General features: G+C 55.5%; 23 protein-coding genes, 1 tRNA gene and 3 pseudogenes. 13 read left to right on the top strand and 14 right to left on the bottom strand.

The features are described 5' to 3' along the window. Positions 1-50: 50 nt before the first annotated feature. The 4 genes and pseudogenes from IQ254_RS33405 to IQ254_RS02120 form a co-directional block, all read right to left on the bottom strand. A pseudogene (locus IQ254_RS33405) lies at positions 51-1699 on the bottom strand (phosphatidylglycerol lysyltransferase domain-containing protein); the annotation flags it as partial. Positions 1700-1831: 132 nt separating this feature from the next. Further along, a pseudogene (locus tag IQ254_RS02130) lies at positions 1832-2011 on the bottom strand (esterase family protein); the annotation flags it as partial. Positions 2012-2183: 172 nt separating this feature from the next. After that, positions 2184-2738: a DUF1003 domain-containing protein gene (locus IQ254_RS02125; protein WP_193963880.1), complete on the bottom strand. Its 555-nt coding sequence runs from the start codon at positions 2736-2738 to the stop codon at positions 2184-2186. An 88-nt stretch (positions 2739-2826) separates the two neighbouring features. Next, entirely contained in the window at positions 2827-3126 is a 300-nt protein-coding gene (locus IQ254_RS02120) for a PepSY-associated TM helix domain-containing protein (RefSeq protein WP_193963878.1), read from the bottom strand. A gap of 474 nt (positions 3127-3600) precedes the next feature. Between IQ254_RS02120 and IQ254_RS33400 the strand changes: the two genes are divergently transcribed. Beyond that, positions 3601-3783 (top strand): isochorismate synthase, encoded by a 183-nt coding sequence (locus tag IQ254_RS33400; protein ID WP_278000287.1) that lies wholly within the window; start codon positions 3601-3603, stop codon positions 3781-3783. A gap of 151 nt (positions 3784-3934) precedes the next feature. Here IQ254_RS33400 and IQ254_RS02115 read toward each other — a convergent pair whose 3' ends face one another. Then, the gene (locus IQ254_RS02115; protein ID WP_228039969.1) at positions 3935-4828 is read right to left on the bottom strand and encodes a lysylphosphatidylglycerol synthase domain-containing protein; all 894 of its coding nucleotides are present in this window, start codon (positions 4826-4828) and stop codon (positions 3935-3937) included. A 92-nt stretch (positions 4829-4920) separates the two neighbouring features. Between IQ254_RS02115 and IQ254_RS02110 the strand changes: the two genes are divergently transcribed. Further along, complete coding sequence (locus IQ254_RS02110) at positions 4921-5349, top strand: EamA family transporter (protein ID WP_193963874.1); 429 nt, start codon at positions 4921-4923, stop codon at positions 5347-5349. A 29-nt stretch (positions 5350-5378) separates the two neighbouring features. On the opposite strand, the gene IQ254_RS02105 is transcribed toward IQ254_RS02110, so the two are convergent. Next, positions 5379-6050 carry a PRC-barrel domain-containing protein gene (locus tag IQ254_RS02105; RefSeq protein WP_193963872.1) on the bottom strand — a complete coding sequence of 224 codons (672 nt, stop codon included), beginning with the start codon at positions 6048-6050 and terminating at the stop codon, positions 5379-5381. 322 nt (positions 6051-6372) lie between these two features. On the opposite strand from IQ254_RS02105, the gene IQ254_RS02100 reads away from it, so the two are divergent. The 6 genes from IQ254_RS02100 (at position 6373) to IQ254_RS33395 (ending at position 10085) form a co-directional block, all read left to right on the top strand. Then, entirely contained in the window at positions 6373-6897 is a 525-nt protein-coding gene (locus tag IQ254_RS02100) for a hypothetical protein (protein WP_193963865.1), read from the top strand. Positions 6898-7172: 275 nt separating this feature from the next. Next, positions 7173-7880 carry a response regulator gene (locus IQ254_RS02095; RefSeq protein ID WP_193963863.1) on the top strand — a complete coding sequence of 236 codons (708 nt, stop codon included), beginning with the start codon at positions 7173-7175 and terminating at the stop codon, positions 7878-7880. Then, complete coding sequence (locus IQ254_RS02090) at positions 7880-8968, top strand: cell wall metabolism sensor histidine kinase WalK (RefSeq protein WP_193963861.1); 1089 nt, start codon at positions 7880-7882, stop codon at positions 8966-8968. Before IQ254_RS02095 ends, IQ254_RS02090 begins: the two co-directional genes overlap by 1 nt. A gap of 99 nt (positions 8969-9067) precedes the next feature. Next, a complete protein-coding gene (locus IQ254_RS31965) occupies positions 9068-9190 on the top strand; it encodes a hypothetical protein (protein ID WP_255526936.1) in 123 nt (40 codons plus the stop codon). Positions 9191-9204: 14 nt separating this feature from the next. Further along, positions 9205-9867, top strand: coding sequence for an AI-2E family transporter (locus IQ254_RS02085; RefSeq protein ID WP_255526935.1), 663 nt, complete (start codon positions 9205-9207; stop codon positions 9865-9867). Beyond that, on the top strand, positions 9843-10085 hold the full coding sequence (locus tag IQ254_RS33395; protein WP_255526942.1) for an AI-2E family transporter: 243 nt from the start codon (positions 9843-9845) through the stop codon (positions 10083-10085). The genes IQ254_RS02085 and IQ254_RS33395 overlap by 25 nt, the downstream gene beginning before the upstream one ends. Positions 10086-10136: 51 nt before the next feature. Here IQ254_RS33395 and IQ254_RS02080 read toward each other — a convergent pair whose 3' ends face one another. The 3 genes and pseudogenes from IQ254_RS02080 to IQ254_RS31270 all read right to left on the bottom strand — a co-directional run. Continuing rightward, entirely contained in the window at positions 10137-11063 is a 927-nt protein-coding gene (locus IQ254_RS02080) for a metallophosphoesterase (RefSeq protein WP_228039968.1), read from the bottom strand. A 347-nt stretch (positions 11064-11410) separates the two neighbouring features. Beyond that, entirely contained in the window at positions 11411-12241 is an 831-nt protein-coding gene (locus IQ254_RS02075; RefSeq protein WP_193963859.1) for an alpha/beta fold hydrolase, read from the bottom strand. An 89-nt stretch (positions 12242-12330) separates the two neighbouring features. Beyond that, positions 12331-12652 (bottom strand): annotated as a pseudogene (locus IQ254_RS31270) (IS630 family transposase); the annotation flags it as partial. Positions 12653-12757: 105 nt separating this feature from the next. Here IQ254_RS31270 and IQ254_RS02070 point away from each other — a divergent pair. Next, the gene (locus IQ254_RS02070) at positions 12758-14422 is read left to right on the top strand and encodes a serine/threonine-protein kinase (RefSeq protein WP_193963856.1); all 1665 of its coding nucleotides are present in this window, start codon (positions 12758-12760) and stop codon (positions 14420-14422) included. Between the two features lie 124 nt (positions 14423-14546). On the opposite strand, the gene IQ254_RS02065 is transcribed toward IQ254_RS02070, so the two are convergent. Next, positions 14547-14981, bottom strand: a complete 435-nt coding sequence (locus IQ254_RS02065) for a bacterioferritin (RefSeq protein WP_193963851.1) — start codon at positions 14979-14981, stop codon at positions 14547-14549. A 292-nt stretch (positions 14982-15273) separates the two neighbouring features. On the opposite strand from IQ254_RS02065, the gene IQ254_RS02060 reads away from it, so the two are divergent. Both IQ254_RS02060 and cobU read left to right on the top strand, forming a co-directional pair. Then, positions 15274-15492 carry a hypothetical protein gene (locus tag IQ254_RS02060; protein ID WP_228039966.1) on the top strand — a complete coding sequence of 73 codons (219 nt, stop codon included), beginning with the start codon at positions 15274-15276 and terminating at the stop codon, positions 15490-15492. Between the two features lie 31 nt (positions 15493-15523). Then, a complete protein-coding gene (gene cobU, locus IQ254_RS02055; RefSeq protein WP_193963849.1) occupies positions 15524-16072 on the top strand; it encodes a bifunctional adenosylcobinamide kinase/adenosylcobinamide-phosphate guanylyltransferase in 549 nt (182 codons plus the stop codon). Between the two features lie 35 nt (positions 16073-16107). On the opposite strand, the gene IQ254_RS02050 is transcribed toward cobU, so the two are convergent. Further along, positions 16108-17661: a metallophosphoesterase gene (locus IQ254_RS02050; protein WP_193963848.1), complete on the bottom strand. Its 1554-nt coding sequence runs from the start codon at positions 17659-17661 to the stop codon at positions 16108-16110. A gap of 210 nt (positions 17662-17871) precedes the next feature. Between IQ254_RS02050 and IQ254_RS02045 the strand changes: the two genes are divergently transcribed. Next, complete coding sequence (locus IQ254_RS02045; protein WP_313887338.1) at positions 17872-18156, top strand: YggT family protein; 285 nt, start codon at positions 17872-17874, stop codon at positions 18154-18156. Positions 18157-18249: 93 nt separating this feature from the next. On the opposite strand, the gene accC is transcribed toward IQ254_RS02045, so the two are convergent. Next, a complete protein-coding gene (gene accC, locus IQ254_RS02040) occupies positions 18250-19599 on the bottom strand; it encodes an acetyl-CoA carboxylase biotin carboxylase subunit (protein ID WP_193963847.1) in 1350 nt (449 codons plus the stop codon). A gap of 256 nt (positions 19600-19855) precedes the next feature. Between accC and IQ254_RS02035 the strand changes: the two genes are divergently transcribed. Next, positions 19856-19937 (top strand) — tRNA-Leu (locus IQ254_RS02035). 89 nt (positions 19938-20026) lie between these two features. Here the strand turns inward: IQ254_RS02035 and IQ254_RS02030 are convergent. Beyond that, entirely contained in the window at positions 20027-21097 is a 1071-nt protein-coding gene (locus tag IQ254_RS02030) for a DUF389 domain-containing protein (protein ID WP_193963845.1), read from the bottom strand. A 92-nt stretch (positions 21098-21189) separates the two neighbouring features. Continuing rightward, a complete protein-coding gene (locus IQ254_RS02025) occupies positions 21190-22254 on the bottom strand; it encodes a hypothetical protein (protein WP_193963843.1) in 1065 nt (354 codons plus the stop codon). Positions 22255-22322: the final 68 nt, after the last annotated feature.

Raw genomic sequence — 22322 nt, 5'->3', positions numbered from 1 at the left:
ACCTGGAAGAGGCGCTTGAGGCTATAGGTGAGGGCGGTGCTAAAAAACTGAGCACCAAAGTAGTCTTGCAGGCGATCATCCGAATCGGCCCGCACCAGAGCCACCACCACCGCTGGCAAATCGGCCAGACGAGGATACACAAAATAGCGCGGCTCCCAGCGGGGGTGAAACTTGTCTTTGTAGGCCCGCAGCCCTTGAAAGTTGTAGATCGAGTTGAGGTGCTCGTAGAGATAGTGCATCCCCTTTTCGATGGGGGTAGCCTGGGGCAAATCGCCTACCCCCGCAAGGGCCACCAGCCCCAGGTTAAAGCTGTCGTAGCCTTGGGCTTGGCTGTGCTGCATCAGCGAGACAAACAAGAAGTCCATCGCGCCGTGTTCCACCTCGCGGCGATGGCGCATCAGGTCGAGGGTAGCCTCGTTGAGCTGGTATTCGGGCACCAGGTTGGCAAAGGCGATGGGGATGCCCTGGGCATCTTCCACCACAGCAATTTCACAGTCTCGCAAATAGTCGGGGTCAAACCAGCCGAGGGAAAATTTCTTCTCGGCCCCTTCCATGGCCTCTAGCCAGTCGTCGCTGATCGTCCGCAGCTCCGCCAGCAGGTCGTCGGTAACGGGGGGCGCATAGTACTGCACTCGGTAGCCCTGCTTGGTGAATTTATTGGTCGCCGTGCGCAGGTGGCGTCCGGCCTTGCCCTCCAGGGTGAACTGGTGCAAATCCACCGTCGCTTCTTCACCAATGTTGAGAGTCTGAAACCCGAGAGCCTCGTAAAGCGCTAAGTCGTCCGGCAGGGTTTGGTAAAAAGCCGGGTGCCAGTCGTTGCGATCGCAAAATGTCCGAAACCCAACAATCGCTTCTCGCCTGTCGGTACTTGGCCCGATAGGGTCGCCCAGGGCGATCGCCTCCCGCCCCTTGGCCACGTAGGCAATCACCGTCTGCCCCGACGGGCTGAAATAGTAGGACTTGTCATCGAGCAGCGCAAACCGGGCCAGGGAAGACTGCCCATGCTGCTCCACAATCGCCTGCGCCCGCTGCCGCTCTGCCTCACTGGCTGCGCCGCGAAAAATTACCGGGCGAAACAGCATCCACGCCGCATAGAGCAGCGTCACCGTGCCGACCACATAGATCGAATCGGCAAAGTGTTTCCCAAAGCGAGTTGTGGGCTGGAAGCCGCCGTTGTCAGCGGTGAAGAACATGGCCAGGGTTTGGCCCAAGGCCTCGGTTAGGCTAAACGGAGTGGCGTAGTGGGTATCGAGCAGCCAGAAGCCAAGGGTGCCATAGGCCAGAGTGAACAGCAAAGCGCCCACTAAAACTCGCAGTCCCTGAATGATCGAGGGGCGATCGCTCTGGGCGGTGAATACTGGCCGCAGCCACAGCAGCTGGAGCAACAGCACCAGGGACAGCAGGCCTTCTTCGTAGTCCAGTCCCTTGAGCAGGTGGCTGACAATGGAGATCACGACCAGCCCCAGGGTCAACCACCAGGCGACCCGCTTGCGCCGCAGTAGATTCGCCGCCAGCAGCAGCAGAAAAAAGCCGCTCAGGGCGGCAAATAAATGCGCCCCAATGCGAACTTCGACTGGTAAGAATTCCCCTAACCAGGCGACCCGGTGGGGCAACCAGGGGTAACCGCTGACCAGAGGTTAACCAGGCCTAACAGCGCCGTTAATAGGGCCGTTGCCCATACCCCAATTTGTGTAGGCATGGCCAATCCCTGGGGCGATCGCTGACTCAACACATTGTTTGCCTCAGTAAAGAGAAATGATTCCAAGTTTATCGAGCTACCGTAGGACGCTAAAGCCTGGCCGCATAACTCTTATCCTGCCGAGGCTTGAGTAATCTGCTGCACCAGTTCTGAACCAATTAGGGTATCGAGGTTACCGTTGGGGCCGTTGAAATATTGCGGATCCCATAGATAGCTGGAGCCTCGGTTATCGTTGCCGTCGGGCATCACCACAATCGAGGGGGGCAGTTGATCGGTGGCGTAGAGCTGCTGCAACACCTGGGCAATGCCGTAGGGCTTGAGTTTCATGGTGTCTTCCCTCTCTAAAGACCTGGAATCAGCCGTACTTCCGACCAGGGTGTTTGGGCTGATCCCATCGATTCCTTAATTTAGGAAAGGTGTATGCCAATCCTGCGTCAGGGCGATGTCAGAGGGCCTAAAGAAACGTAATCTTTGTTACTACGAGCTACGATGTGGCATCGACTTCGGGATTAGTGGTTGAACGCTGTTCCTGAAGGAGTGCTTCCAGGTGCTGTAGCTGTTGTTGCTGCTCTTTGAGCATTTCAAGCAGGGTTGCAACCTCTCCTTCACGTAAAAGGTTCATCTTGTCGTGCAGTAGCTCAATTTCGAGCTCGGCTTTCATGTTGATTTCGTAGTCGTGCTGAGCATCCTGGCGATCGATGGACGCCTGCCGATTCTGACTCATCATGATGATGGGGGCCGCGTAGGCGGCCTGAAACGACAGCATCAGGTTGAGCAGAATGAAGGGGTACGGGTCCCAGTGTTTGATAAACGCGACCACGTTGAGACTCACCCAAAAGGCCAGCAAGATACTCTGGATGATGATGAAGGGCCACGACCCCATAACGGCAGCCACTTTGTCAGAAATGCGATCGCCCATTGTAAGCTTTGGCCGGAGCGGTTGCTGGGCCGGACTCCGCTGCCTCAGGTCTTGCAGCAGCTGATATTCTTCTCGACTCACATTCGCCCGTAGGGGAGTTTTTGGGGTGGTAACAGTCATAGCGGGTAGTCACAACGACATGGAAGATCTCAATTAAACGCACGAAGCCGCCCATGGGGCGGCTTCAGCCTGAAAATCGGTAGCCAGCCTATGAGTTCATCTTTTTTTGAAAGCGACGCTTGGGCTGTAGCCACATGATGACGCCGGTCACGACCAGTACCAGCAGCCCAAACGAGTTGAGAAACGGATAGATACCCTGCAAGTCGATGACGCCAAAGTTGCCCTTGTGTAAATCTAACAGCCAATCAAAGGCATCTTCTTTACCGGCCATGTCTACCAGCTGATAAAGCGAGCCTGTAATCACCGTCAACACAATCGGCAGCAGCATAATAGGTGCTAGAAAGCGGTGAGTCTGTCGGAGGGTTTTAGCCGTTGTTGCATTGGTCATGGGATGAATGTTACGAAAGAATACGTTTACTGTTACAGAGGCCAATGACAGGTCTGTGTCAGACTGGTGTCAAGACAACATCAGTCAAAAAATCAGGCGGAATGACGCCAATCCAACATCCCACCCGATGCAAAGCACTACGCCGGGCTATGTTGGCTTACCTTGGAAGCTCACTCAGGGCTCTGCGATCCAGTTTCTTTTGCCGCCAGCTCTGGTAAGTGACGGTCAACAAGTTGGATTAGACCGTTTCTAATCTCACAGCTGGGTATTGGAGTGGCTGTGCTAATCAAGCAGTGGTTGAGATAAGCGAGCCACCAACCCGTGTCAGATCGGCGTCAATCTTCCCTATGGCAGCATCAGTGCCAATAGAGAACGGTGAATCAGCCAGCGACAAGCAAATTCCCACAGGTTTGGCACAGGTTTGACACATGTGCTCTCTACAGTAACCGCATGTTTCAAAAAAGGTCATGCGTTATGAATTTTCTGGCTAGCCTGGTAAACGGAATTGGGTATATCACTGAAGCTGCTCTTGAAGTTTTTAGCCCCAACCATGATTCATACCCCTCTATAGGTATTCAGCCGTTCGACGGTGAGGCTTATCGGCCATTGGAACGATCTCACCGTCAAAATTTTGTGTCTAGAGCCCCTCAGCACTAGTTTTTTCTGACTAACTGTTTTGATCTGCTGAACTCCTTGAGAATTAAAAAATGCCTGTTGACATCGTTGAGTCAACGGGCATTTATGCTTAAATTCTCTGGATTGGCGATCGCCTGTTTGGGAATATGTTTGGCTGACGGTGGCCTTTCAATTAACGACAATGTTGCCGAATTTCATAGCCGCCAAACAGCGCTATAGCAATCGCCAGCGGCAAAAAGTAATACACTCCCCGATAGGCCAACAGCGACGCCAGCACCGCAGCGGGAGAAAGCTGATTTGACAGCAGTAAAATTACCACCGTCTCAAACACCCCTAAGCCACCGGGCACATTGCTCAACACCCCCGCCGCCATCGCCAGCAGGTAGATCTTCAAAAAGCCCAGATAGGTTAACCCTGTGACCTGGGGCAGCAGACTGTAGAGGGTCGCTGCAGCCAGACTCCAGTCGAGGCTAGAGACCAAAATTTGGGCCAGGGCAATGCCCGGGCAGGGGAACTGTAGCCGCTGCTGGCGAATCGTTAACCCCTTTCGCAGCGCAGTGCTGCCGATGAGATAGACGGCGATTAACGCGAGCAAGACCAACCCCAGACCAGCAGTGGAGCGAAAGGGCAGATGCAGCTGGGCCGGAATCTCAAACGGAGCCAGCAGAAACGCGCCGCCACCCACGGCCAAAAGTCCCAGCCAAAAGCTGAGGTTAGCGAAGGTAATCACCTGGGCGATCGCGATCGCCGATATCCCCCAAGCGCTGTAGAACCGATAGCGAATAGCGCTGCCCGTCAGCAGGGCAAAACCAATGGTATTGCTAAAGGCACAGCTAATAAACGTAGCCAGGGCAATTTTTGGATAACCGAGCGGCTGCCGCAGATAGAGGAAGCCCAGGGTATCGTACCCCGTCATGGCCACATAGCCCAGCCCCGCAAAAGTGACCGCTCGCCCGACCTGGGCGGGGGGCAGCGATCGCAAGCCATCGACAATATCCTGCACCTGATAATCTCGGAGCTGATGGCTGACCACAACCGCTGCGATCGTCAGTAAAACTAGACCCATCAGAGGCGCTAGAAAACGGGTTGGGAGTCGTTGGCGTTGGGGCATGGTGAGGCCAATGGCAGTCTTATTGAAGTGGTCAAGATAGGTACACAATGAACAATGGTCAAAGCTGGTGGCTGTTTGCACTTTTGTCCGCGTTTTTTGCGGCCCTCACTACAATTTTTGCCAAGGTTGGAGTCGAGTCGGTTAACTCCAATTTGGCAACGGCCATTCGTACCCTGGTCATTTTGGTCATGGCTTGGGGTATCGTCTGGGCTAAAGGGGAGTTTCAACCCCTATCGGCAATTCCTCAAAAAACCATCCTATTTTTAGGACTATCTGGATTAGCCACCGGACTCTCTTGGCTCTGTTACTTTCGGGCACTACAGCTGGGGCCAGCATCGCTGGTCGCCCCACTTGACAAGTCGAGCCTTGGCTTGATTCTGCTGCTGTCAGTTTTGTTTTTAGGGGAACCGCTGACTGTCAAAGCCTGCCTGGGCACAGGGTTGATCCTAACTGGGACATTGGTGTTACTACGATAGACATTGGCACCACTAAGTTGGAGATTATTTCAGTGAGCCACTTGGTGAAAGCGGCGGACCGGAATCTTCGGAAGCGCCGCGATCGCCTGCTTGTCGAGGTTGAGTTCGACCATGTACTCATGCATGTGGTGGATGGCGGAAACAGGTACCGTGATATCCTGCCGTCCCCAGAACTGTCCCTTTTTCAGCACCAAATGGGTAATGTGCCCGCTGGTGGGATCCACCATAAATTCATCCACCTGCCCGACGACTCCATCAGTCGTGTGGACCTCAGCGCCTCGACACACCGCCATCTCGCCCGGGGGAATTTGTTCCTCTTCAACGGGTATATAAGGAGACTCAACATCGGGTGTGACATAGGGCCAGAGCATGTAAGCCTCGGGATCTTCTAGCCAGAGCTCCCGAGATGAAATGGGCCGATCAAGACCGACGAAATTGGGGTCATAGAGGGGGTTCTCAATGTAATGAGTCTTGACAAACTTATTCATTGCAAAGATATCAGTGCGAGAGCAACGCAGCTGAATAGTATCGGGTGTGGTCTCTAGAATTTGCCCGAACGTTACAATCCGGCTCGTTTCCCAATAGTTGTCGCCAATCACTATATGAGTGACGTCTTGAGTAATCGGATTAATCAGGACATGGCTAGACTCGCCGCAGTAGCCGTCGGTACATTTAACCTTAGCTCCAATGGGGATATCCATAATCTTATTCCTAGATAGATTTGCTCAAGGGAGTGGGTCTATGGGCACTTGAAATCTCAAAACAGCCTGTAGGGGGAGCTATCGGGCTTTAAAGAGAGCAGTTGCGATCGCACTACACCTCATAAAATGACAGCCCGGCATGTCATAACCGTGCCAGAGCTGTGTCCGTTAGATGCCAAGCTTTAGCTCTCCACATTAATACTTAAAGCCCTAGACTATGGAGTCAAAATAACACTGAGTTGACACAGCTTTGCAATAGGTTGTTTTTATAGTTAAAGCAGTTCAGAAGTTGTGAACCAAAAGGTAGAAAAAGGAGAATACCATGAACACTCTTCAAAAAGGTTTAATTGGCGCGGGTTTAGTAGCCCTGCTGGCCGGGTGTAGTGCTGGTGTTGGCAAGAAATCTACTCCTGCTGAAAATTCAGGAGCAACTTCGACCGAGATGACATCAGAAGCGCACAAAACTCCCTCTGGTGAAGCGATTGATCCTGAGTTGCTCTCAAGCATTGAGGTTAAATTATCCGATGGCAAGGTTGAACTGTCTGAATCACGAGTCAATGCCGGGCATCTAGAATTCGACGTTCGTAACGATACTACCGAACCGCTACACATGGCGGTAGTTAAGACTAATCTTGAGCCCACCGAGATTGTGGTTAGGGAAGGAAAGGTTGACAGAACCCAAGCGGGTGTTGAAGTACTTTCAGAACTCCGTGATAACCCCATCAAACCAGGCCATGAAGAAACCCTTATAGAGACCCTAGAACCCGGAGAATATACGGTAGTGGTCACGTCACCTAGCCAATCAAAGCCAGTGGCCTATTCTGCCCTGACCCTACAACCAGAGTGATGTCATTTATGTAGCTAGGTGAAGTAATGTGCCAGCGCCCGAGGTCAGGCTTCGGGCGCTATTTTTTAATTTGCCTAGGGTGAGTTTCCTGGCTTAGACTTATGATAAAAATAGGTTACTTAAAAAGCCATCAGAGCCAAATCTTGTTCTCACGACTTCTTCTCTAGGCTGAAATTTGGTCAGTTATGGCAAAACTGCTCCAGGAGTGGGTCAAATCAACTCAAGAACGACCGAATATGATGCAATACAGTTAGATCACGTTCTTGGTTTTAGCCATGCCGCAAACCATTCTCATCGTGGAAGACGACGCGGAGATCGCTCGCTTTACTCAACAGCTTCTAGAAAAAGAAGGCTTTGCCTGCCTGCACAGTCGCGACGGGCTAGATGCCGTGCGGCAGTCTCAGGTTCATCAGCCGAGCCTGATTATTCTGGACTGGATGCTGCCGGGAATCGATGGGCTAGAGGCTTGCACCCGCATTCGCAAGCTAGCAGGCACCCATGACCCCTATATTTTGATGCTGACGGCTAAAGGCGAAGAGTTTGACCGGGTGATTGGCCTCTCGACTGGAGCCGACGACTACCTGGTGAAGCCCTTTAGCCCCATGGAGTTGGTGGCGCGGGTACGGGCCTTACTGCGACGCAGTTTGCGGCAGGAGGCTCAGAGTCAGGTCTACCGCACCCTGCACTTCACGGTAGATCTAGATCGTCATGTGGCTACCCAGCAGATCCATAACACCACTGAAGACCTGGACCTCACGACCACTGAGTTTGACCTGCTTGCCACCTTTCTCAGCCATCCCGGACGAGCCTGGAGCCGGGCCTATTTGGTAGAAAAACTTTGGGGCAATGACTTCTTTGGCGAAGAGCGGGTGGTGGATACCCATGTGGCGCGGCTGCGGAAAAAAATTGAGCTCGACCCCAGTCAGCCTCAGTTCATCAAAACGGTGGTGGGCATGGGCTATAAGTTTGCGGATGAAGGCTAATGCGGGTTGGACTCCATGGGCGACTGTTTTTCTCCCATGTGGTTGTGATGTTAGTGGGCTTGATCAGCTTTATCGTTATCAGTCGTGCCGCATCTGTGCATCTGTTTTCGAGTCACTTAAACCAGATGGCTAGCGTTGGCTATGCGGTTCACGAAATTCGAGAAGAGCTGCTCTTTGGCTTTGACACCGCCTGGAGTGGGAGTACCGCCTGGGCAATTGTCATCGGCGGGCTGACGGCGGTGATCCTGAGCTACTGGGTTGCGAGTCGCATTACTCAGCCCTTGATGGAAATGGATCGGATTACCCACAAGTTTGCTGCGGGCAACTGGGCTGAGCCAGTTCCCCGCAGCAACATTCCCGAACTGGCCAGACTGAGCAGCAGCTTTAATCGGCTGGCCCTGAGTCTGCAAGATGTCGAAGAGCGACGGCGGGATCTAATTGGCGATCTGACTCACGAATTGAGAACCCCGTTGACGATTGTGCGGGGTTATTTAGAGCAGTCGTTAGCCGATGCAACAGCGCTCTCCCCAGATACCACTCATCTGTTAGTGCGCGAAACTCGGCGCCTGGAGCGGTTGGTGAATGATTTGCAGGAACTCTCTAAGGCTGAGGCAGGGCAATTGCCCTTGCGTTTAGGGGCGATCGCGCTCCCCTCACTCTTCGACAAACTCCTGTTGCGCTTTGAAAGCCAGATCGCTGAAGCTGGCCCCCAGCTGGGCTGGCAGTGCGATGACGGGCTGGCGCCTGTGCTGGCCGATCGCGATCGCCTGGAGCAGATCTTGGTGAACCTGTTGGGCAACGCCATCAAGCATACCCGCCAGGGGCAGATCGCCCTGACGGCTTGGGAAGCAGGAGATCAGGTCTGGGTGGCGGTGCAGGATACGGGAAGTGGCATGACGTCCGATGAACTGCCCCACGTCTTTGAGCGATTCTGGCGGTCATCTCAGACGCAAAACCAGTTCTCTGCGGGTACTGGCATTGGTCTTGCCATCACTAAGCGGCTGGTCGAACTACAGGGAGGCCGTATCGAGGTTGAAAGTGTGATAGGCCAGGGCAGCACCTTTCGATTTTCTCTGCCCAAAGCCTGAGTCGGCCCAGCCAGCTCAAGTCAGATTGACACAGGTTAGCCACAGTTTAAGCATTTGTAGTCCCTAGAGTAAGCATTACTGTCTCTGAGATGTCGCATTATGGCTATTCTCTCCATTCCTGTCGGGGCATTACTGTTGGCCTTGTTATTGCTGTCGAGCGTGGTGTTTTTGGCCTGGCTGTTTCCCAGTAATACCTCCCATATCCCTAAGAAGAAACTATAGAGTGGCCCAAGTCCATGATTGAACCCTTCAACAAACTACCCCGTTGGCTGGTATTGATTGGGCTGGGGGCGATCGCCCTGATCGGCGGAGCCGGTATTGTGCTCCTCCCAATTTTGCTACAACAGCTGGGAGATTTAGCGACACGGTTGCCTGACTGGTTGGAGTCAGGCAGTCAACAATTTCAGGTAGTCGATGCCTGGCTAGCAACTAAACAGATTCCCCTCAACGTGACGGCTTTAGCTGAGAAAGTGGCGCAGGCCCTGCCCAATGAGCTGGTGCAAATCCCCGATCAGGCGCTAGAAATTTTGCTGAGTTTTGCCGATCGCTTGGCAGAGGTGCTGATTACAGGTGTTTTGACCCTTTACCTCATTCTCCACGGTGACGAATTTTGGCATGGGCTAGTGAGTTGGTTGCCAGGAGACCTATCTGCCTCGATTCGCTCGGCGTTTCAAGAACAATTTCGCAATTATTTTGTCGGCCAGGCGACCATTGCCCTGATTATGGCAGTGGCGTTAACCACGCTCTTTTTTCTTTTCAAAATTCCCTATTGGCTGGTCTTTGGTGTTGGTATTGGCCTGTTGGCGCTGTTTCCATTTGGTGACACCCTAGGCATCTTAATCGCGGGAGTCATTGTTAGCTTTAAGAGTTTTTTCTGGGTGGAGAAATCATTGCCATAGCCCTTCTAACCGATCAGATCGTTGATAATGCGATCGCTCCCAAAATTCTCGGCAATCTAATTGGACTTAATCCAGCCTGGATTTTGATTTCTCTGCTCCTGGGAGCTCAATCTGGAGGTGTTTTAGGGTTGATTTTGGCTGTTCCTTTAGCTGGATCTTTGAAACGCGTTTTAACAGATCGGCTACCTACCAGAGAAATGGTTCTGGAAGATATTTGATGTTGAGCTTAAGTGGTTGCGCCAACTCGTGGGAAAACCACGAGCTAACTATCAAGCGCTGACAATAGACGCTTCATCATAAATTTGATTATTACTGTCAATAGCCTGTATTACAAACCGATCCGAATATACTTCAAACGCCGTATACCCTAGCTGCGAACTGGCATAGGCAGTCCAGTCGGAGCTTCCTACCGGGCGTAACAGGGCTCCATTTCCCGTGGTGATATAGGTAGTGCCATCGATGGGGACTGTTCTTTCGTAATTGTGGTCATGGCCATTGATGTACAGCCGTACGTCATAGTCCGCAAAAATAGGGGGCAAATCCTCAATCAATATAGCCGTAGAACCATGTTGCCCCGATGAATAGACTGGATGGTGAGCAAACACCACCTTCCACAGCTGGCGCGATCGCTGAAGCTCTGTCCGCAGCCACTGAAGCTGCTCCGCCCAAAGGGATTCTGCCCCTCTGGTAATCGCTTGATTGGTATCTAGAGCAAAAAACTGCACCGACTGCTGGGTAAAAGTGTAATATCGCCCCGACATGTTGTAGCCCGGATAGGCCACCTCATCCTCACCGTTGTTAGTGCCGACATCGTGGTTACCTAAGGCAGCATAAAACTTGACCCCCTGCGTCAGTAGTTCAGCATAGGGTTGTTCAAAAACCTGGTGAATTTTCCCAATTTCTCCACGGTCATAGATGTTGTCGCCCGCCAGTAAGGCGAATGGAGAAGGGGCTATTTGCTGGCGCTGCATCATAGCCTGGGCAACGGCATACTGCTCTGGGCTACCTGTTCCCACATCGCCGATCGCCATAAATCTAAGCGGCTCTTCAGTTTCAACCAGGCCTACTGTGGAGATAGGAGATAGAGGAGTAGACTGCTGGCTCCAGGTGGGTAAACAACCCCGACCCACTGCTAACGCAAGGCCACCTAGCCCTAGGGAAATGAGCGATCGCCGTTTCAATGAAATTACCTCCATTATATCTGTCTATAGGTTTGAGGACGCTAGTACTCTGAGGCGGAAATAACCTATCTGTTTACTAACTTGGAAACCCTTGTAGGATCTGGTATTCCTGTTCTGCCTTCTGCCTTCTGCCTTCTGCCTTCTGCCTTCTGCCTTCTGCCTTCTGCCTTCTGCCTTTCAGTACTAGCTTGCCAGCGCTATATTTCAGGCAAGAAAACGGCCAGAAATGCTCCTGGCCGTTGGTGCGAGAGAAAAATCTAAAACGACTATATTTTTGGAACCTGAATAGACTGTGGTTTTACTTTCGTGACCTCCTCTTCTAAATATTGACTTCACAGTTAGCAATATAGGAGATGGCTGTGTCAATTCAGTGTCAGGCTGATGGAATTTTGCCTAAATTGAGCCAGCGCCTGGTTAATTTCTTCGGGATACTCAGCCATTACCAGATGCCCAGCATTTTCTAGGTGCAAATGGTGCCCTTGGGAAAAATGCTGGGCCAGCGTCGCACCCATTTCATCGGTAAACATCGGGTCTTGGCCGCCCGTGATCACCAACGCCGGGAGGTTAAGACGCCAGGTGCCAGAACGTCGGGTGAAAAAGTTATACCCCCAGAAAATTCGCAAGGCCTCGTAAGGGTCGGAATGCACTGGCACGGGACTTTCAGCAACAAACTGGTCGATAGTGGGGTGGTCATGACGGCTGGAGACTTGCGCTGCAAACTGCTGCACCCACGGCAGCCGAAACAAATGGCGTCCGCCCCAGGTCAGGCTTTGCATTAGCGGCACTTCCCACCAGGGGTCGAGGTCGTGGGTACCGCCAGCCACCAGCACTAGCCCGGCCACAGGGTGGCGCTGGCACCATTCCAAGGCCAGAGGTACGCCGTAGCTGTGGGCAAAAATAATCGGGCAGTGAATGTGGAACTGTCTCAGGAGTCGAGTCAAGTCGCGGCAGTGACGACCGATGGAATAGCGCGGGTAGGGGCTAGACTGACCGTGGCCTGCCAGGTCGTAGGCGATCGCTTCCCACCCCTGCTGCACCGCAAACTCGTACTGCGACCGGAGGTTATACCGATTGCCGAGGCCGCCGTGGAGAAATGCGATCGCAGGCTGAGACCCGGCCTGGTGACAAACCTGGAGCTGCACACCGGGCCGCAACCGCAGCGGTTGCCCCGTCAGTAAATCGGAATCGTTCACGTTCTAACCAATCAAAGCGATCGTCCAATTGTTGGATTGATGCTGGTATTCAAATCAAGCCAGTTCGAGGATTAGTCTTACAGCCTTTCTCAATCTGGTGAGGTACAATAGCAGCAATTAGCAAACCAGTTTTCGATGTCTTCTAAGGAAACTTGTTCAAACGCTTCTTTGAAGTGCTTTTCCCAAGTCAGAATAGGTTCTTGCTTCGAGTGAACGCAGTATAGACTTGACCTTTGTTAAACCATCAACGGCTCCCATAATATTTGCGCTAGCCACAACTCCCTTTAGGCCTATCGCTCCGATAATGGAAACATTCTTACCCCGCTTTTGAGGACGTTTTCCATGGGCCCGACTACCTCTCGCAGAGCGGGCATTCAACCGAGTCAAGGCTAGATTAACACCAGACTCATCTCATGAGTCGTGGTACGGGTCGAGTTGGCTTGTTTGCGGTTATGATGCTGGGTGCTGTCCTGGGGTAACGATTCCCAGGGGCACTAACCCCTATCGCCTGTTGCCGTGACTTCTCCCAACTTTCAGTCAGAGTCTAAACCGCTCGGGGGCCGTTACCGGCTGATTCAGCCCCTGGGGTCAGGAGGCTTTGGCCAAACCTTCAAGGCCCAAGATTTGCACCTGCCGGGGCAGCCCCTGTGCGTCATCAAGCAGCTACGGCCCCAGGTTACCACCGCTGACCAGATGCAGGTGGCCCGGCGGCTGTTTGATACCGAAGCCCAGACCCTCTACAAGATGGGCGCATATCCGCAGATTCCCAGGCTGCTGGCCCACTTTGAAGAAAACCAGGAATTCTATCTGGCCCAGGAGTTTATCGAGGGCCATTCTCTAGCTGATGAGCTGGGCAGCCCCTGGACTGAGGCCCAGGTCACCGCCTTGGTAGGCGACCTGCTGGGGACCTTGGCCTTTGTGCACTCCCGCGACGTCATCCATCGCGACATCAAGCCCTCGAATCTAATTCGTCGCGCGGGCGATAACCGCATCGTGCTGATTGATTTTGGCGCGGTCAAGCAGGCGAGCAACCGGGCGGCCCTACAGCGCTCGGGCTTGAGCCACACGATTTCTATCGGTACTGAGGGCTACATGCCGAGTGAGCAGGTGGCAGGGCGGCCCCAGTTTAGCAGCGATGTCTATGCCATTGGGGTGCTGGGGATTCAGGCTCTGACCGGGTATGCCCCCACCGAGCTGGAGGTTGACCCCCGCAGCGGTGAGCTGGCCTGGCGGCACTGCGCCCCCCAGACCAACCCTCAGCTATTAGAGGTGCTGGATACAATGGTGCGCTACGACTTTCGCACCCGCTACGCCAACGCCGCCGAGGCCCTGGCGGCGCTCAACAACCTGCCGCATCAGCTCAGTCAGTACATTCCGGCCCCGAATGCTCCCCCAACTCAGCCGCCGCCCGCTACCCAGGCGGCCCCAACCGTGGCGGTGGGGCGTCGCTATGAGCCGACGGTAGCAACTTCTGCCCCTGCTCCTGCCCCTACTTCTGCCCAACGGCGCAGACCACCCTCGTCGTCGTCTAAACCCTGGCTACCGCTGCTGGCCGGGGCTTTGGTGGTGACGGCGATCGCGGGCCTGCTCGGTATTTGGGTCTGGCGATCGCCGTCTACCTCAGAGCCTGAGACGGCGGTAGTAGAGACATCACCCCCGGACCTAGATGCCACAGATACTGAGCCTGAGGCTCAGGCAACCCCCCTGCCCGACACCGACGAACCTGCTGTCATAGCGCCTGAAAATTCTGCAGAACCTGCTGATTCTGAACCTGAGGTGACCAGTCCGCCTGATGAGCCCGTCGAAGAAAATACCCCAAATTCAGCGCCTGATCCGTCAGCAGCCGACGGCGAGCTGACTCCAGAGGCGGCACAGTCGACGGTAGCGGCTCTGTATAGCAATGTGTCTAACCAAAACTGGGCGGCGGCGCGATCGCAGTTTAGTGGGCCCCTAGCGCAGCAGTTTGACTCCGGCTTTTTCGCTCAGTTCGATCGCGTTTCGGTCGAGAACCTGCGGGTCACCGGGCAAACCGCCGACTCGGTTGAGTTTGTGGGTGAGAACACGTATTTCTACCCCGATGGCTCTACCCAGCGAGAGGAGCGCACCTTCACGGTGCAGATGCAGGATGGCCAACCGCGCATCGTCGCTTCTAACTTTAGCAGCGTGCTGGAGGCTCGCTAGCAGATCAAGACATAGTCGTCTACCGCAAAGATGGGCTTGAGGCCGGTGGGCTGGAGCTGGTCCTAGGGAGGGATATTGTGCTGCCAGGCGGTGAGCTGCGATCGCGGCGAAGAGCAACTCGACGCTAGCTAAAATCCCGCAGCATTTTCTTGATCTCCAGGTTGTGCAGCTCTTCTTGGCCAATCTTGGTGCGGGCATATTCCTCCAGGTAAATGCTGGCGTTTTCGACCACGCCCAGGAGCTGCTTGTACATATCCAGGGCCTTTTGCTCGTGGTTCAGGCTTTCTTGCAGCAGATCCCTAACGCCGTGGCGATTGTTTTCCTCAATCGGGGCGATGCGCTGGCTGGGGTGCCCCTCTAGACCCGTGATGATTTCCCCCGCTTCCTGGGCGTGGAGCAGCGACTCGCTGGCCTGGGCCTTGAAAAAATCCACAATGGGAATTCGGTTTGGCCCAGTCACCATCAGCGAATAGTGGGTATAGCGCACGACTCCGGCCAGCTCAAATTCCATAATTTGGTTGAGCAGCTCAGTGGTAGCTTGGGTGTTAAGGTCTTTCATAGATGTGTTAAAGCAACAGCGGACTGATCTTAAACCTTGGTCAATGCCTGTGCCATTTATTCTGGCTGCTGGGTTGCAATTCCCAGGGTGGCCCCTTCAATCTCTCGCAGCTCATCCATCACCGCCATCACCCGCCCGACGACGTAGGGGTAGCCGCCGCACCCTCCAGCGGCAACGCTGCCATTGACCAGGCGGCGATCGCAGCCGCCCGGCGATCGCGCTTTCAGCTTGGAGTTATCGCTGGCCGATTGAGACCTTTCATGAGTTTGCCAAGCAAGTCGTCGGTTTTGAGTTGGCTCAGCTACGCCAGGAGGAAGCGGTTAAACGTCACTTCTGTCTGAGTTGCGTGGCGCAGTCGCTACTCCAAGCCACACCGGCCTCGGGGCAATCATCCGAACGGTTTGACTTTGCTCAAGAGCACGAGCAAACTATCGGTCAACGGCTCTATACCTTGGGTCGAGAAGCCTTGCAGCAACTCCTAGAGCTGACGCAGCGTTCTAGACATTCCTGAATAATCTGACCTTTCTGGCGATGGCTATATCTTGGCAGCGAATTACCGCATTTCTCTAGTCACCGGCCCGGCGCGATCGGGCAAGAGCGAGTGGGCCGAAGCCCTGGCAGCTCATTCTGGGCAATTGGTTACCTACATTGCCACCTCCCAGGTTGACCCTGAGGATGTGGACTGGCAAAAGCGGGTGACCCTGCACCGCGATCGCCGCCCCGATCACTGGCAGCTCCAAGAAATCCCCATCGCCCTCCCCGCAGCCATTCTCTCCGCCACCGAGCAAGACTGCCTGCTGATCGACTCCCTTGGCACCTGGCTGGCCAACCTGCTAGAGCAAGACGACGCCACCTGGCAGACCACCGTGCAGTCCCTAGTCGAAAGCCTGCGGCAGACCCCCAGTACCGTAATTTTGGTCTCCGAAGAAACCGGCTGGGGCATTGTGCCCGCCTACCCGATCGGGCGACTGTTTCGCGATCGCCTCGGCTATCTCACCCGCCAGGTAGGTACCGTGGCTGACGCGGTGTATCTGGTGGTAGCGGGCTATGCCGTGGATGTAAAGGTGTTGGGGAACAGGGTAGATGGGTAGATGAATAAAGCTCACCCATCCCCCCATCCACTCCCTCACGGCTCAAACCCCGCCATCTCATACCGCTGCCATTCCCCCTTAAACTTCTCTGCGACCAAAGGCGTCACCGTCAATTTAGGCGGTTTGCCCGGAGTCACCTCCACCCGCAGGCCAGAATACGGGCGTTTAAGCTGGCTACCGCTGCCGCTGCGGCCCAGGTACAGGTGTGATTTGGCGATCGCTCGGGGAATGCCGAGGTGGTTTTCTGTCAGCACAGAGCCCTCGGGCCGCTGCCGCCGCAGGCTATAGCCGCTGCCGCCACAGATCACCCAGGGAATGTGGGCATCGCCGTGGCCGGTGGCCCCAGTGCGCAGGTAGTCGAGGCAGTGGGCATGGCCGTTGAGCACGAGGTCGATCAGGGGTCTCCCCTGGGCCTGGGCCTGCACCGCCGAAAAGACCGCATCGAGCACCTGGCGCAGGTGATGGCGCACGGCGAGGGTTTGCCCCTGGGCCCATTTGGTGGCTTCGGTGACGTAGGGCGGGTGATGAAAGAAGAGAATTCGCCCCCGCGCCGTGGGGTCTTGCCAGGAGGCAATCAGGCGATCGCGCAACCAATCCAACTGCTCGGTATCTACCGTTGGCGACCGATCGCTGTTGAGCTGTTTTTCGATGTCGTAGCGCTGCTCGTCAATGGCCTCCATTTTCTCGGTCAGATCTTCTTGCTCATCGGCAGCCGGGTTAAACGCGCTGAGACCCGCCTGGCGCATCAGGTCAGCCTTTTGCCGGTCGAGCTGCTGCCGCTGCTGCCGGAGCGCTTGACGACCGAGCTGGGTCAAAGCCATGGGCAACGGCTGATTAAAGGTATTTGAGTCGAGGGCAAAAAAATCGATGCCGCCGTAGCGAAAGCTGTAGTAGCGGTTGGGTAGCCGCGTAAACTGACCAGGGCGGTAGGCCAGAGCCCGAGGGCCACCGTCGGGGCAGTGAGGATAGTGGGTCTCTAGATACTCACCCATCTGGGCTTCGGGTACGGCTCGTAGATAGTCTAAAAAGGCCCTGGCATAGGCATCGCCCTGGTAAGAACCATGCCAGCCGACGTCGAGGTCGAGAATGGAGCGCAGTAAGTAGCGCAGAGGGGTCGTAAGGCCCGCCGCCAAGCCTACCCAAAAGGGCAGATCGTAGTAGTCGTGGTTGCCCAGCACCGGCAAAAAGGGGCGCTTGAAAACCATGCGATCGTAGCGGATATCACGGTAGCGATCGCCCCCCACCAGCCACTCCCGGTAAGGCTTAATAAAGTTAGAGCGGTACTGCTGCCTTGACCCCACCAGGTACACCACATCCCCGGTGTGAAGGGTAAACCGAGGTGCGTCCCCCTGGGCCAACAGCTGCTCCGCCACCTGGCGCTGGGGGCTGCTGGTGCGGTGCCGCCCGGTACCGCTGTCGCCCAGCACCAAGAACGAAAAGGCCTCATCCTCTGCGCCGCCATCGTCAAGCACCAGGCGGGTTTGATCAATGCCGCGATCGCTCACTTCGGGATGCTGCCACCGCACCCGTTGCTGCATCTTGCGAATTTTGGTCTCAATCGCGGGCTCAGTGACCAATTTAGAAGACATGGCTCGGCTTGCTGGGGGTCAGTGTGTAGAATAACGCCGTCCTGTAAAACCTGGGGAGTTCTAGCCAACATAGGGTTTTAGGCAGCGCCAATGGTCTAATGGTCTAGTCCGCGGCTGTGACTCGACAGTAACGCGGCCTGTACCTAGAGAATTAACCCAGGAAAGCTTTAGAATCAACCTAGAGCAATTGTTGACGTGGGAGGGTAACCCGTGGCTGCCACACAAGTACTGAACCTGGGCGTGGGTCTGCTGCTGGGGCTGATGACCCTGCTGTTTATTTTCCGCATTGTGCTGACCTGGTATCCCCAGGCCGATCTGTCAACGCTGCCGTTTTCGCTGGTGGCCTGGCCCACCGAGCCGCTGCTGGTGCCCATGCGCAAGCTGGTACCCCCCATTGGCGGCGTCGATATTGCCCCGGTAATTTGGGTGGGTATCGTTACCCTACTGCGCGAGATTTTAGTGGGGCAGCAGGGATTGTTGCGGATGCTGGGCTAGCGTTCTGCGTCACTCCAGGGTGAGCCGATATTTGTCAGAATGCGGCTAAAACCCATGGCAATGCAGCGGTGCTCGCTTTTAGTCTAGAAGTTTTCAGGGCGTCGCCATCATTTCGGCGACAAAATTGGTGTAGACATCGCCCTTGAGAAAATTGTCGTTTTCCAGCACTTTTTGGTGAAAGCCGATGGTAGTAGGCAGTCCGGTAATGGCGCACTCCCGCAGGGCACGGCGCATGCGCCTGATGGCGGTGGGGCGATCGGGCCCCCAAACGATCAGCTTGCCCACCAGTGAGTCGTAGTAGGGTGGAATTTCGTAGTCGGTATAGACGTGGGAATCCATCCGCACGCCCATGCCGCCGGGAGCCAGATAGCCGCTGATGCGACCGGGGTTGGGGCGAAAGTTGTGGTCGGGGTCTTCGGCGTTGATGCGACACTCGATCGCATGGCCGCGAATCTGAATATCGGCCTGGGTAAAGGGTAGTTTTTCGCCCTGGGCAATGTGAAGCTGAGCGGCAATCAAGTCGATACCCGTGATCATTTCGGTAACCGGATGCTCGACCTGAATGCGGGTGTTCATCTCCATAAAGTAGAAATTGCCCTGGCTATCGACCAAAAATTCGACGGTACCAGCCCCGACGTAGTTGATCGATTTGGCTGCCAGAACAGCGGCCTCGCCCATTTTCTGGCGCTGCTCTGCGGTCAGCCGGGGGCTGGGCGCTTCTTCCAGCAGTTTTTGGTGGCGACGCTGAATAGAGCAATCGCGTTCACCCAGGTGCACGACATTGCCGTGGCTGTCGGCCAAAATTTGAAACTCAATGTGGCGGGGGCGATCGATAAACTTCTCCATGTAGACACCAGCGTTGCCAAAGGCCGCCTGGGCCTCGCTCTGGGCGGCCATAAAGGCCTTAATCAGCTCAGTTTCGTTGTTGACCAGGCGCATGCCGCGACCGCCACCCCCTGCCGTGGCTTTGATCATAATCGGGTAGCCAATGGCGGTGGCGGTGGCGTAGGCTTCGGCCTCGTCGGTGAGTAAGCCGCCGCTGCCCGGTACCGTGGGTACCCCGACCTGCTGCATGGTGGCCTTAGCCGTCGATTTATCGCCCATTTTGCGAATGGAGTCGGGAGCAGGGCCCACAAAGACAATCTGGTGATCGGCGCAGATTTCGGCAAAGCGGGCGTTTTCGGCCAGGAACCCGTAGCCGGGGTGAATGGCACTGGCGTTGCGGGTGAGGGCGGCGGCGATGATGTTGGGAATGTTGAGGTAGCTCTTTTGGCTGGGGGCTTCGCCAATGCACACGGCTTCGTCGGCGAGCTGTACGTGCAGCGCATGACGATCGACCGTGGAATGCACCGCAACGGTGGCTATGCCCATTTCTTCGCAGGTGCGGAGGATGCGCAGCGCAATTTCTCCTCGGTTAGCAATCAGAATCTTAGAAAAGCGCATGTACGTAGGGCAAATAGCAACAGACCATTGGAGTTTGGGGGCGCAGCTTAGCTAGACAACCCCAGCCCACTGCCGCAACCAGCCATAACCAGCATCATACGACGGTTGCTGATCCTATCACGGGGATGGGGGGAGAAATATTGCCGGGGTGGTTCTTACAAGCGGGCCGTTATGGTTTACTCTTATATATCTGAGCCGGTGCTCGGGCTGACAGTTTCCTCAGGTTTGCCCATTTGTACGGTTCAGACTATCACCAGCGGATGTGGTGGAATTGGTAGACACGCACGCTTGAGGGGCGTGTGGCTTATGCTGTGCGAGTTCGAGTCTCGCCATCCGCATTGTTTATTGTTTGGCGATGCCGCTCAAGCGTTTTGCGGCCTGACAAAGCTTGCTGCGGTTGGCCACACCCACCCATGGTGCTCGACCGTCAAGGAGTGGCCGGGGCTGAAAACTCTGCCATCGGTATCACTCGCAGATTGAGCTCAACGGGTTGTTTGAGTTCTTCCTCTAAAAGGGCTTGAGACTGTCTGACCACCGCCGGAGTAATTGAGTTGGCTGGAGCCACCAATTCGAGGTTAATAGTAAGCACACCATCAGACTCTACAAGGTTAAACGTTTGTAGTCTGGCCTCCTCAGGGAGGGGCAGCTCATTTCGCACCAGATAGCTGACCCGCTCGCGGGAGTTAGACTGCACCAACAGCTGATTGAGCGAAAGTCCCAGGGGAATGCCAATTACCACCATCATCAGCGCCGACACCACAATGCCGCCCTGAGCCCGCTCTAGGGTGCCGTAGCGCTGTCCCAAAAAGACTAAAATGCCGCTGAAGACAATCCCGATCAGGTTGGTGATAAACAGCAGGCTAGCACCCCAAAAAACCGATGAATTGAATTGGGCCAGGCCAATGCCGATGACGCTCAGGGGCGGCACCAATGCCACTGCGATCGCCACTCCCGGAAAGGCATCGGCAATGTGCCTACGCGATTTTGCATAGGCTCCGGCAGCCCCCGCCGCCATCGCCACCATCAGATCGAGGAGGGTGGGCTCAGTCCGCGCCAAAATTTCGTCGGTCAAAACCTGGAGGCCAATCACCTTTGTTATCACCGCCGCGCTTAAGATAGTGGCGAAGGTACCCCAGAGCAAGGTCAGGCCCGCTCGCTTCATCAGGCGCCGATTTGAAACGGCGATCGCATAGGCAATGCCAATAATTGGCCCCATCAGCGGTGCAATAATCATCGCCCCGATCACGGTTGCAGTGCTGCCCGCCAGGAGTCCCAGGGTCGAAATTACCCCCGATAGCGTCAGCATCACAAAGAAGCTGAACGACGGCACCGATTCACGCCACAGCAGTCGATTGAGGCTGGCCACCGTGGCTGGTTTGCGGTGCAGCCAATGCCAATCGCCGCTGTTGCTGAGCCACAGCTTGCGCTTCTGCCGCCGCAGGCGGGCCAAAACCTTTAGAAAGGGTCGCTGCTGAAAAAACTGACGCCACTGAGCCATCTCTAGTTACAACCCTGGAGAGTTCAGCCTATTCCTAGCATTCGACTGCGCTCCAGCGCTCTAGCTTTAGATAGGTCTTTGGCCCCCATGGGTCACAGCCCCGACAGCCTGACTTTGTAGGGGATCTCTTCGATCGGGAGCTGCTCGCTATCCCAGTCGGCGTAGCGGAGCTGGAGGCGCTTCTCCCCGGCGTATCCCACCAGCTGACCGCTGTAGTGTTTGGCCTCGGTGCCCAGGCCTTGAATGCGGATGGTGCCGTTAAACACCGTGGCTCGGGCCAGATAGATCACCAGGTCATCTCGGGAGGGCCGATTTACCGTGGTGCTGGCGGTGAGGTGGCCCAGACCACGCTCATCCATCTCCTGGGCCAGGGCCATGGCCGTATTGCGAATGCCGCGAATTGCCACGATCGCCGCCGCCACCGCCATGGTGATATCCACGCCCTCGTCGGTCAAGATGCGCTGGTTCGACAAAAACTGAAAGTTGCGCTCGCCCAGGTCACTGCGAATGCGGCGGTGGATCAGATTCTCGGACTGAAAGTGGCTCAGCGCCCCCACGATCGCACCGCAGGCCGCCCGAGGTTCGCGCCAGGGCGACTCGCGGGTTTTGCCGTAGACCTGCTTGCCGTCTTCTTGAATGCGGCCCACATGGGTCTTGAGGTCGATCGCCACCAGGGAAATCGACTGGGGGTTGCCGGTGTAGATCCGCTGCTTCAGCGTTTCGTCCAGCTCGTGGGCGACGGTGACGTGGGCCAGAGTAGCGCCATTGTCGGTGCCGCCCCCGGCGGGGAAAAACGCCTCCAGCTTGAGTTCACCAATCTCTGACAGAGTGGCAAATCGGGAGGCGACGACATCGCGGTAGCGCTTGGTAGCCTCGCCTTGGTGAATGCGATCGCCACAGTTGGTATAGGCCAGGGTGGTCACGGCGCTGGGCAAACTCATATCGGCCCCGCAGGCTCCCATATCCGTAGGGCTGGCCCCAGCAAATTGCAGCTCGTCGCGCAGCAATTGCAGACCTTTGATCAGCGCGTAGCGATCGCTGACCAGCTCATTCAAATAGTTGTGGTAGGCGTTGCGCTCCATGCCAAAGCTGGCCGGGAGCCGCCAAAACTGTTCAATCCGCGCCTGGCTGGGGGCCGCATCAAAAGGCAACGTCATCACCAAACACCCCTCCGGGTAACGTGGCACGCCCTAAATCATGCCACAGCATCCCCCCATCCCCCTAT

The organism is Nodosilinea sp. LEGE 07088, assembly GCF_015207395.1.
GTDB lineage: Bacteria > Cyanobacteriota > Cyanobacteriia > Phormidesmidales > Phormidesmidaceae > Nodosilinea.
This window is presented reverse-complemented; position numbering and strand designations above follow the sequence as displayed.